Below are 11,295 nucleotides of genomic sequence, written 5' to 3'. Positions count from 1 at the left end.
GCGCCTGTAACAGTCGCCGCAATCGAAGAGAACCGTAGCCGAGCTTGAATCGCTCTAGTGTTGAATCGTTCTAAGCACCGTGAGGCGCGGGGCAACAATCACCGATTGCCCCCGCAGCGATGGCGACACGCTGCACGCGAATTCGCGGCAACTTGTCGGGACGCCAGCGCGATCTCACGCGATGGCGGGCGCCACCATTTCGTCGAGCTTCCGCTTGAGCGCGGTGCCGTCGGCCAAGGCGCGGAGCGGCGGTCGCACGCGCAGCCAGCTTGCATCGCCGGTCTGCGCCGCAAGGATCGCCTTCAGCGTCGTGAGGAAGGACGGCGACTTCACCACGATGTCGATCGCCGCCTGCATGCGCGCTTCGACGTCCTTGCCGTCAACCATCGCCTTGACCAGCTCCGGCGCAATGTTGGCCATGCCGCAGATGGTGCCGGCGCCGCCGGCGGCGATCGCGCGGGTGATATCGGCTTCGTTGCCGACGGTGATGGCAAGCTCCGGCGCGGCGGCACGGAACGCTTGGAACTGCTTGAAGTCGCCGCTGGAGTCTTTCAGACCGGCGACCACCCTGCCGTAACGTTTGCGCAAGTTCGCAGCGACATGGGTCGGGATCGCAACGCCCGAGATCTGCGGGATGTGATAAAGATAGGCGCGCAGGCGATCGTCGCCGACGCCGTCAATGATCGCAGCGAAGGCGTCCTCGATGCCTTCGGCTGTGACGCTGCGGTCGAAATAGGGCGGCAGCAACAGAACGTGGCGCAGGCCGAGCCCGAGCGCGGCGCGCGTCAGCGCGATGCTGTCGCTGATGGCGGGAAAGCCGCCGCCGATTCCGATGCGCTCCGGCGCCACACCGGCCTTGAGGACGGCTTCAACGGTCGCAACGCGTTCGGCGGCATTGAACGAGGTGCCCTCGCCGGTGGTGCCGAACAGCACGACGCCGTCAACGCCCTTGCTGAACAGCTGCTTGGCGTGTGCTGCCAGCTTTGCGGCGTCCACGCTGCCGTCCGCTGCCAGCGGCGTCGCCGACGCCACCCAGAACCCGCGAATCGCCTCCGTCATCACACCACCCTTTGTTGCGGCCGCCAGCTAAGCCTCTGATCCCAAACGATCTTCTCTGCGAGGCGAAGCCTCGTTTTTGCTTTACTTTCTATCTTGTACCTTACATACAAGACGGGTGCAAACCCTTTCCACGTCGCGGCGCGCATGCGGCGCAGTCGAATCCTAAAGGAGGTCTCGCATGAACATGGTGAGCCCCATTGAGCATCCCGACCAATTGCTGGGCGCGTTGCGCGACAGGCTCGGCGCGGCCGCGGTGCTCGTTGGCACCGATGTGCCGGCGCGCAATTGCAACGACTGGAGCGCGAGCCTGCCGCAGACGCCGCTGGCGGTGATCCGCCCCGTCGATGCGCAGGGCGTTGCCGATGCGATTGCGACCTGCCGGCAGGCGCATCTGCCGTTCGTGCCGCAGGGCGGCTTGACCGGCCTGTGCCGCGGCGCTTCGCCGGAAGCGGGCTGGGTCGCGATCTCGCTGGAGCGCATGACCGGCATCGAGGAGATCGATCGCGCCTCCGCGACGATGACGGTGAAGGCGGGCACGCCGCTGGAGACGATCCAGAAGGCGGCGGACGAGGCCGGCTTCTTCTTTCCGCTCGATCTCGGCTCGCGCGGCTCCTGCGCGATCGGCGGCAATCTCTCGACCAATGCCGGCGGCAACCGCGTGATCCGCTACGGCATGACGCGCGAGCTGGTGCTTGGCCTCGAAGTGGTGCTGCCCGACGGCACCATCATCACCAGCCTCAACAAGCTGATGAAGAACAATGCCGGCTACGATCTGAAGCATCTGTTCATCGGCTCGGAAGGCACGCTCGGCATCATCACCCGCGTCGTGCTGAAGCTGTTCCCGAAGCCGCGCTCGACCATGGCCGCGCTGTGCGCGCTGAAGGATTACCCGGCCGTGATCGCGCTGCTCGATGCGGCACGTTCGGGGCTCGGCCCGCTGCTGTCCGCCTTCGAGGTGATGTGGCCGGATTATTGGGACGTGATCACGGCGCGCGCCGGCGTGAAGCCGCCGGTCGCCGCAGGCCAGGGCCTCTACGTGCTGGTGGAAGCGCAGGGCACCGACGAGAGTGTCGATGCGCCGCGCTTTGAGAGCTGGCTCGAGGAGCTGATGGAGCGCGGGCTGCTGGCGGATGCCGCGGTGGCGCAGTCGCTGGCGCAGACGCAAGCCTTCTGGCGCGTGCGCGACATCTGCGCCGAGTTCGGCCAGGTGCTCGGCCCGCACATCTCCTACGACATCGGCCTTGCGGTGGCGCGCATGGACGAGTTCGTCACACGCTGCAAGGCGGCGCTCGCTTCCGGCATCAATGGCTGCGAGAGCGTCTATTACGGCCATATCGGCGACGGCAATCTGCATCTCGTCTCCTGGGTCGCGGGCCTTGCCGTCGCGCAGCAGCCGAAGGAGGAGATGGACGCGATCATCTACGGTCTCGTCCGCGAGCTCGGCGGCAGCGTCTCCGCCGAGCACGGCATCGGCACCTTGAAGAAGCAATGGTTGGGCCATGCCAGGAGCGAGGCCGAGATCGCGCTGATGCGGACGCTCAAGGCGGCGCTCGACCCCGATCACCTGCTCAATCCCGGCAAGGTGATCTGAGCGCACCATGCGATCGCTCAAGCTCGATACGCCGAAATCGCTGTCGCAGCGGGTGATGCAGCGGCTGCGCCAGGCCATCATCGACGGAGAGTTTGCGCTTGGAGCGGCCATCTCCGAGGAGATGGTGGCCAATTCCTTCGGCGTCAGCCGCACGCCGGTGCGCGAGGCGATGGGACAGTTGCAGGCGCAGGGGCTCGTCGTGATCCGGCCGCAGGTCGGCAGCTTCGTCTTCACGCCGAGTGCGGACGACATCAACGCGCTCTGCACCTTCCGCATCGCGCTGGAGCCCAAGGCCGCCGAGCTCGCCTTCCGCCACGACCGCGACGGCACACTTGCGACCATGAGCGCCGCGATCGCGGCGATGGAGCCGGCCGTCGCGGCAAAGGACAACATCGCCTATGGCCGCGCCGACACCGCTTTTCACGAGGCGCTGTTCGCCCATTGCGGCAACCGCTATCTCGCCGAATCCTATCAGCTCGTCTCCGGCCGCGTCGCCGCGCTCCGCACCAGCTTGACCTCGCCGATCGACGTGCGCACCCGCACCTCCTTCGACGAGCACCGCAAGCTGCTCGATCTGTTCGCACGCGGCGACTTCGCCGCCTTCGGCGAATTGATGACCACGCACATCACGAATTCGGGAATCGTCTACGCCAAGGCGCTGAAGGTGGATGAGCGCGTCTAGCGCTCCTCCTTCGACCCCGGCCTGTCCAGAAAATCCAGCGCGGTGTTGATCTGCTCGAGCTGATGCTCGATTCTGTCGCGATCCTCCACCGACGGCGCCGCTTCCAGCTGCTCCACCAGCTTCTGCTTCCGCATCAGCAAGTTCTCTATGACCGTACCCACGATTCCCCCATCGCCAGAGGCGACGTCACGGACGCCGAAACGATGGAGGCGCGCGCAACCCGGGCCCGCGTCGAACCCGTAACCAGAATGCGCGCGGGCACGGTTGGTTCCTGCGGCCGGTTTAACCGGCGCCGGAACCGCATCATCGGACAGCGAGCGGTTGAATTCGCCCGTCCCTCGCCCTATGCGTAGGCGCCATGGACACCCAGATGATCACCGCCGAAAAGCCGCTGATGGCCCAGGCCCGCCCGCGCAAGCCGGCGCCGTTCCTCCCGATGAGCCGCGCCGAGATGGATGCGCTCGGCTGGGACGCCTGCGACATCGTGCTGGTGACCGGGGATGCCTATGTCGACCATCCCAGCTTCGGCATGGCCATCATCGGCCGCCTGCTGGAGGCGCAGGGTTTTCGGGTCGGCATCATCGCGCAGCCCGACTGGCATTCGGCCGAGCCGTTCAGGGCGCTCGGCAAGCCAAGGGTGTTCTTCGGCGTCACCGGCGGCAACATGGATTCCATGGTGAACCGCTACACTGCGGACCGGCGCATCCGCAGCGATGATGCCTATACGGCGGGCGGCGAAGGCGGCAAGCGGCCGGACCGGTCGACCGTCGTCTACGCCCAACGCTGCCGCGAGGCGTTCAAGGACGTGCCGATCGTGCTCGGCGGCATCGAGGCCTCGCTGCGCCGGATCGCGCATTACGATTACTGGTCCGACAAGGTGCGCCGCTCGGTGCTGGCGGACGCCAAGGCGGACTTGCTGCTCTACGGCAATGCCGAGCGTGCCGTGGTCGAGGTGGCGCATCGGCTTGCCGCCGGCGAAGCGCCGCGTGAGCTCGACGACATCAGGGGCGTGGCGCTGTTCCGAAAAGTCCCGGACGGCTACACCGAGCTGCACGCCGACGATCTCGATTCCGCCGACGAGGGCGCATCGCGCCAGAAGGGCTTAACCGTGATCCGCCTGCCGGCGCTGGAGCAGGTCGAGCAGGACAAGGAAGCCTATGCGCGCGCCTCGCGCGTGCTGCACCGGGAAAGCAATCCCGGCAATGCGCGGCCGCTGGTGCAGCGCCACGGCGACCGCGATCTCTGGCTCAACCCGCCGCCGATCCCGCTGACCACGGAAGAGATGGACGCGGTCTACGATCTGCCCTACGCGCGCGCGCCGCATCCATCCTATGGCGAGGCACGTATCCCCGCCTGGGAGATGATCAAATTCTCGGTGACGATCATGCGCGGCTGCTTCGGCGGCTGCACCTTCTGCTCGATCACCGAGCACGAGGGCCGCATCATCCAGAACCGCTCGGAGGGCTCGATCCTGCGCGAGATCGAGCGCATCCGCGACAAGACGCCCGGCTTCACCGGCGTCATCTCCGACATCGGCGGCCCCACCGCCAACATGTACCGAATGGCGTGCAAGGACCCGAAGGTCGAGGCGGCCTGCCGCCGGCCGTCCTGCGTCTTCCCCGAGATCTGCCCGAACCTCAACACCTCGCATGACGATCTGATCCGGCTCTATCGCAAGGTGCGCGAGACCCGTGGCATCAAGAAGGTGATGGTGGCCTCCGGCGTGCGCTACGACCTCGCGGTCGAGAGCCCCGAATACATCAAGGAGCTCGTCACCCATCACGTCGGCGGTTACCTGAAGATCGCGCCTGAACATACCGAGCGCGGCCCGCTCGACAAGATGATGAAGCCGGGCATCGGCGCCTATAACAAGTTCAAGCGGATGTTCGATGAAGCGGCCGAGCGGGCCGGCAAGAAATATTACCTGATCCCCTATTTCATCGCGGCGCATCCGGGCACGACCGACGAGGACATGATGAACCTCGCGCTGTGGCTGAAGAAGAACCGCTATCGTGCCGACCAGGTGCAGACCTTCCTGCCCTCGCCGATGGCGACCGCGACCGCGATGTACCACACCGGCGTCAACCCCTTGCGCGGCGTGCGCCACGGCGGCAGCGACAAGGTCGAGGCGATCAAGGGCCTGCGCCAGCGCCGCCTGCACAAGGCGTTCCTGCGCTATCACGATCCCGATAATTGGCCGCTACTGCGCGAGGCCCTGATCGAGATGGGCCGCCGCGATCTGATCGGCTCGCAGCCCCACCAGCTCGTGCCTGCGCACCAGCCGCCCGGCACCGGCAAGGCCGCCGGCACGAAGCGTCCCGTTCGACCCGGCGGCAAGACGCAGAAGTTCACGACCAAGGGCCTGCGGGTGATGAAGTAGCGCGCGAGGGCCGGATCAGGCGCGGTTCGGTTGCGCTTTCGTGCCCTCCCAAACAGAAAGTTCGAAAACAACCCCATGCACAGTAGGCGGGGACAGCAAAATCAACGGCTTAGCGCGGCACACGGTCGAATGAGGCGTGACCTCGCCTTAGCCTGTTGATTGAGCACGATCTTTTCGAACAACCGCTGCGCATTCTGCTGATTTTACGAAACGGTTGCTTCGTCGGGCAAAACAGGAGCAGAATGACAGCATCGGAAGGACCGGGATCGGGAGCCCCTTCCGTTGCTCAGCGCTGGCTCGTCGAGCTCACGACTGCGTCGCGCGCAATCCGTTCAGCGGCTCGACGCGCTGCAAGCGGCGGTGCTCCTGATCGCTTGATCACCGGCGGCCCAGCAAGAGCCTGCGACACCCCGCTGCCGGCTTTACCCTAGCCGCACCGCGCTCGAGGTGCTCGCGGCTCGTGGCCCATCTGCGAAGTTGCGTGGGGTCTGACGGAGGTCCGCTCATCGCGGCAGAGCGGACCAGATTGCCAAACCTGAGTCCTTCACGTTTTGACCCTGAGCGGAAGGCGCTACTGGGCAGACGCGTAGTCCGGCGTCGCTGCTGTTGATCCAAGTCAACTATCACCCATCCTTTGGCTTCACACTACTTCGGTCGTCCTCTCCCTCCCGAACCTGCAGAAGGCCTTCTGAAGGTTCGGCATCAAAGTGAGAGATTGCTCATGATAACAATCCCAGAACTGACGTCTCAGGCGCTCGGTGCGTTCCTGATCTCGGAGACAAGTGGTCGCTTCGGCTCGTCCCACGCCAGCTTGCCGGAATTGCTCCCCTATGCAGCAAAGCTGGCCCTGGAATGTATTGGTAACAGCGATGCACTCTACCACAACGTCGAACACACCTTGTTGGTCACACTGGTGGGACACGACATCCTGATCGGGCGCTCCCTTCTTAGGCCAACGACGGCTAGCGACTATGCTCACTTCATCCTGGCGTGCCTGCTTCACGACATCGGCTACGTTCGGGGAATAGTTCACGGAGACCAGGACGGTGCCTATGTGGTTGATGGTACTGGCCGAACGGTTGAATTACCAGTCGGCTCCTCCGATGCAGCGCTTGCGCCCTATCATGTCGACCGCTCAAAATTATTCACCGTGGAGCGTCTTGACGCAGTTGACGAAATTGACGCCGCTCGCGTTGCTCGAGCCATCGAATACACTCGTTTTCCTTATGCAGACGCATCAGCGAATGAACTCAAGGATGATCTTGACGAAGAGGAGGGTTTGTTGCTTCGCGCCGCCGACCTGATCGGTCAGCTCGGCGATCCGAACTACATGAAGAAATCAAATGCGCTGTTCTACGAGTTCGAGGAGATAGGACTCAACAAATCGCTCGGATACACCACGCCCGCGGACGTGGTGTACAAATATCCTCAGTTCTACTGGACCAAGGTCGCACCGCACATCCAAACTGCCGTCCGCTATTTGAATGTAACCTCGAGCGGAAGACAATGGATCGGCAGTCTCTATGGGAATGTCCTGCGTGCTGAGCGAGAGGTCGGACTTTCTGGTCCGGAGCTGTAGGCGTTCCAATAGCGTGATTTCGAGTGGATCCCGATCAATTCTCCGACGCTCAGAACCGACAATAGCTGACTTAGACGGTGGCTCCAGTCGGGTCCCGGTGTTCGGCGCGTTTGCTCCTGGCCCATCGGCGAAGTTGCACCTCGGCGGTCGGTAGTCAGCTCATTGAACCAGAGCGGACCAGATTAGCTCAACCTGAGTTCTTCACGTTTTGACCCTGGCTGTGTGAAAAGCCGCGAGTCGGTTACGATTCCTCCGTTTCCTAATGGGGGGATACGGATGGGACGCTTCGTTGAAGGCGCGGACAGATCCCAGCTGACGCTCTTGCCGGAATGTCTGGAGGATTGGGTAGACGAGGGCAACGCGGTCCATGTGATCGACGTGTTTGTCGAGGCGCTCGACCTGCATGGAATGGGATTTGAGCGTGTGATCGCCAAGGAGACGGGCCGGCCTTCCTATCATCCGGCAGTCCTTCTGAAGCTTTACATCTACGGTTATCTCAATCGGGTGCAATCCAGTCGCCGCCTGGAACGTGAGGCGTGCCGCAATATCGAGGTGATGTGGCTGATCGGCCGCCTGGCTCCCGATCATAAGACGATCGCCGATTTCCGGAAGGACAATGGTGCGGCGCTTCGGAAGGTTTGTGCGAAGTTCGTTGCGCTATGCCGGCAAATGGGCCTGTTGCAGACCCCAAGCGTCGCAATCGATGGCAGCAAGTTCAAGGCAGTGAACAACCGCGATCGCAACTTCACACATGCCAAGATGGCGAGGCGGATGGCGCAGATCGAGGAAAGCGTCGGGCGATATCTGCGTCAACTGGATAGCGCCGATCGGCAGGAGCCATCGGAAGCGATCAGCATCAAGACAACGAGGATTAAGGAAAAGATCGCTCGACTGAAGCAGGAGATGGGCCGCCTGGAAGTGCTCGATGCGCAGATGCGCAAGACGCCGGATCAACAGATATCGCTGACCGATCCGGATGCCCGTTCGATGGCCACCAGTGGACGCGGATCGGGTGTCGTCGGCTACAATGTCCAGGTCGCGGTGGACACCGAACACCATCTGATTGTTACGCATGAGGTCATAAACGTCGGCAATGACCGTGGGCAGCTTGCTCGGATGTCGAAGCAAGCCAAAGAAGTGCTCGAAGTGGACAAACTCGAGGCGGTCGCCGACCGTGGCTACTTCGACGGAGAGGAGATATTGGCCTGCAAAGAGGCTGGCGTTGCAGTCACGCTGCCCAAGCCCATGACGTCGAACGCCAAGGCGGAGGGTCGGTTCGGCAAACAGGACTTCGCCTATCTACCTGACGAGGACGTCTACCGCTGCCCGTCCGGCCAGGTGCTGCCCTATCGCTATACCAACATCGAGCATGGAATGACGCTGCGCCGTTACTGGTCGACAGCAGCGTGCCAAGGCTGCGCAATCAAGAGCCAATGTACGCCGTCCAAGGAGCGCCGCATCACACGCTGGGAGCATGAGCATGTGGTCGAGGAGGTCCAGAGACGGCTCGATTCCGACCCCGACGCCATGCGGAGGCGGCGCGAGACGGTCGAGCATCCCTTCGGCACGATCAAGGCCCGTATGGGGGCGACCCACTTCCTGATGAAGCGCCTACGGAACGTCGCCGCCGAAATGGCGCTGCATGTTCTCGCCTATAACCTCACACGGGTGATGAACATCGTCGGCAAACCGCGCCTGATTGCAGCCATCCGCGCCGCCTGAAGCCCGGAAAGTGCGTCCAAAAGCGCAATACCGCGTCGCGATACCTACTTTGGCCGGTCATTGGACGATCCGACGCGAGAACATCGGCCGCCTGCAATGATTGGCGACCCACGGCCGCGTGCCGACCATCCGTTTGCACACAGCCAAGACCCAAAGCGGACCGGACTCGGCGACAGATCGTCACCAATATCTAAAGCCAAACCAAGCGGCCGGTCCTTGCCGCGCCGCCAGAAGGATCGGCGGCTCCGCATGCCGCCTTCCAGCATATTTCCTGCTCGGTTGTCGCTTCCGCTGTTCAAGCGATGCTGCGCGATGCGACCCGGGCAGAGGCAGCCGCGCAAATGCGTCGCGCACTCTGGCATCATTACTAGGACCGGCCGGTACAGTGCCAGGCGGCGCCGGAGGGTTCGTGTCCCATGGCGCAGGTGTCGGCGCCGCAAGACTCGCCTGTGTTGTGTCGAAGACGACGAGCGCGGGTAATTTCCGCTCCGAGTGGATGTGTATGACAGGCGGACTAGCTGCCGCTCTTTGGGCGACGGGCGAGGTTGGCAGATAGAAACCCGCGATCAACAGCAGCGCGAGCAACACGGCGCCGACGTTGCGGAAATAGGCCAACAAAGGCATCTGTCGCTCCGCACCCTCAAACTACTCGGGCTCAATGCGCGACACGTTGACAAAGGCCGGGCCCTTCCGGGAGCAGATTGCTCGTCGTAAGACCCTGCCATCTTCGGCCTGAGCGCGAGTTGCGCTCAACCATCCTGCTTCACCTTAGCGACCAGCCCCAATGCGATTGACGCCGCCATTTGCATTGCCACCGACATTATGACGGACCGCAGCGCGAGCCACCGGTCGGGGCCTCAGCACCACTCCCGCGCGCGCAACGCAACCGGCGGGATAGCCGACGTACGTGCAGTACACGACCGCACCTGCCGGCTTGCTGCTGAACGTTGCGCCCGCAATTCCCAGCAACGCGCTGCATGCGAGACCCGAGAATGCAAGTTTTGTAAGAGGGGGAAACTGCAGCATCGGCGCCTCCTGATCTCACGAGGCTTGATCGCATGCCGTCGGCTGCGATCAGCGCCTGACATTGTGAGGCTGCCGACGCATAGCCGCCGTTGATCCAGGTCAAGCCCTGAGGCCGATTTGCGATGTCGGAGACTTGCGAAAGGACAGACACAAATATTGTCCCATCGGTGCACACTGGGCAGCCGAGGCTACTTCCATTACGAAGACCGCGCGGCGCTGTCCTGCTCCTCGGCAGGCCAAGCGACAATGCCGGATGCTGGAAATGGCCCGCGGGGAAGGTGGGGATTTATCGAAAATGGCGAGGCCTTCCGACTCCGACATCTTCCTGCCGCTGGGCGTGACAGGCTACATTGTTGCATTCTGATCCTGGGGGCGCGGAATGCTGCGACGGGATTTTCTTGGCTTGATCTGCGGCGCGGCAGCATGGTCGCACTCGGCCCGGGCGCAGCGGTCGGACCCGCTAGGTTCTCTCGAACTAACCGAGCCTAGTGGAAAGCCGGTTCACATCAACATTGCGCTGGTGACCTTCGTCCGATCTGACACGCATATTTCAGGTGCTAACGCCGAACTAGGTCTCGCAAGTGGGAAATCTCAAGGCGTCCGGGAGAATGTCGATGAGGTCATGCAGTTGATCATGACGTTACATCGCGGCGAAATGTCCTGGATCAAACTGACTGAACCGAACGGCAAGCTCATCCACATCAACGTGTCACAAGTAACGACCGTCAGGTTTGAAGATCGAATTCCGGGCGCAAATGCCGAACTTGGTTTCGCGAGTGGAAAGCTTCAGGGTGTGCGGGAAAGTGTCGATGATGTCATGCGACTGATCACGATCGTCGCAGGGCAGAAAGGGAAATCGCCATGACCTCTGGGACCGATTTGCGATCGAACTAATCGCAGCCCGTGATGCGCTTCACCGCCTTCGCGTACTTCATGTGAAGCGAACCGAGAGGCTCATCCGAAGGTGCATTACGAGCGAGGAGGCGATCCGAATCGATGCATGTCTGGAGGTCGAGCTGAATGTGCGAGCAGGACCCCAAGGCGTTCTTCTCGGCCTCCTCCCTTGATGCTCCAAATCCAACGAAAGTCTGCACACGCCCGGCCTCGGTGTCGATCGCCGATACAACCGTGACTTCCGAAATGTAGTAAGACGAGCACGGGGCGGCGAGCACCTCAGCGGAAAGCCCAAGCATTCCAAGACCGAGTAGGCCTAACGAAGCTGCTTTCATGTTGGCTCCGTCGCCTAGTCGCATCAT

10 protein-coding genes are annotated in these 11,295 nt (G+C 62.8%); 6 read left to right on the top strand and 4 right to left on the bottom strand.

Annotation, left to right across the window (positions count from 1 at the left end):
* Positions 1 to 174: 174 nt before the first annotated feature.
* The gene (locus tag N2602_RS04380) at positions 175 to 1,059 is read right to left on the bottom strand and encodes a dihydrodipicolinate synthase family protein (protein ID WP_260381874.1); all 885 of its coding nucleotides are present in this window, start codon (positions 1,057 to 1,059) and stop codon (positions 175 to 177) included.
* Positions 1,060 to 1,237: 178 nt separating this feature from the next.
* On the opposite strand from N2602_RS04380, the gene N2602_RS04375 reads away from it, so the two are divergent.
* Positions 1,238 to 2,650 carry an FAD-binding oxidoreductase gene (locus N2602_RS04375; RefSeq protein ID WP_172785205.1) on the top strand — a complete coding sequence of 471 codons (1,413 nt, stop codon included), beginning with the start codon at positions 1,238 to 1,240 and terminating at the stop codon, positions 2,648 to 2,650.
* 7 nt (positions 2,651 to 2,657) lie between these two features.
* Positions 2,658 to 3,332 carry a GntR family transcriptional regulator gene (locus N2602_RS04370; RefSeq protein WP_172785206.1) on the top strand — a complete coding sequence of 225 codons (675 nt, stop codon included), beginning with the start codon at positions 2,658 to 2,660 and terminating at the stop codon, positions 3,330 to 3,332.
* On the opposite strand, the gene N2602_RS04365 is transcribed toward N2602_RS04370, so the two are convergent.
* Positions 3,329 to 3,466 (bottom strand): hypothetical protein, encoded by a 138-nt coding sequence (locus N2602_RS04365; RefSeq protein WP_172784656.1) that lies wholly within the window; start codon positions 3,464 to 3,466, stop codon positions 3,329 to 3,331. The genes N2602_RS04370 and N2602_RS04365 overlap by 4 nt on opposite strands.
* 224 nt (positions 3,467 to 3,690) lie before the next feature.
* Between N2602_RS04365 and N2602_RS04360 the strand changes: the two genes are divergently transcribed.
* The 3 genes from N2602_RS04360 (at position 3,691) to N2602_RS04350 (ending at position 9,013) form a co-directional block, all read left to right on the top strand.
* Complete coding sequence (locus N2602_RS04360) at positions 3,691 to 5,712, top strand: YgiQ family radical SAM protein (RefSeq protein ID WP_260381873.1); 2,022 nt, start codon at positions 3,691 to 3,693, stop codon at positions 5,710 to 5,712.
* Between the two features lie 721 nt (positions 5,713 to 6,433).
* On the top strand, positions 6,434 to 7,291 hold the full coding sequence (locus N2602_RS04355) for an HD domain-containing protein (RefSeq protein WP_172785208.1): 858 nt from the start codon (positions 6,434 to 6,436) through the stop codon (positions 7,289 to 7,291).
* Between the two features lie 276 nt (positions 7,292 to 7,567).
* Entirely contained in the window at positions 7,568 to 9,013 is a 1,446-nt protein-coding gene (locus N2602_RS04350) for an IS1182 family transposase (RefSeq protein WP_260379597.1), read from the top strand.
* 768 nt (positions 9,014 to 9,781) lie between these two features.
* Here the strand turns inward: N2602_RS04350 and N2602_RS04345 are convergent.
* A complete protein-coding gene (locus tag N2602_RS04345; RefSeq protein ID WP_260381872.1) occupies positions 9,782 to 10,039 on the bottom strand; it encodes a hypothetical protein in 258 nt (85 codons plus the stop codon).
* Positions 10,040 to 10,418: 379 nt separating this feature from the next.
* Between N2602_RS04345 and N2602_RS04340 the strand changes: the two genes are divergently transcribed.
* The gene (locus N2602_RS04340; protein WP_260381871.1) at positions 10,419 to 10,904 is read left to right on the top strand and encodes a hypothetical protein; all 486 of its coding nucleotides are present in this window, start codon (positions 10,419 to 10,421) and stop codon (positions 10,902 to 10,904) included.
* A gap of 25 nt (positions 10,905 to 10,929) precedes the next feature.
* On the opposite strand, the gene N2602_RS04335 is transcribed toward N2602_RS04340, so the two are convergent.
* A complete protein-coding gene (locus N2602_RS04335; protein ID WP_260381870.1) occupies positions 10,930 to 11,268 on the bottom strand; it encodes a hypothetical protein in 339 nt (112 codons plus the stop codon).
* Positions 11,269 to 11,295 lie beyond the last annotated feature (27 nt).

Origin of the sequence: Bradyrhizobium sp. NC92, from assembly GCF_025200865.1 — a bacterium.
GTDB lineage: Bacteria > Pseudomonadota > Alphaproteobacteria > Rhizobiales > Xanthobacteraceae > Bradyrhizobium.
This window is presented reverse-complemented; position numbering and strand designations above follow the sequence as displayed.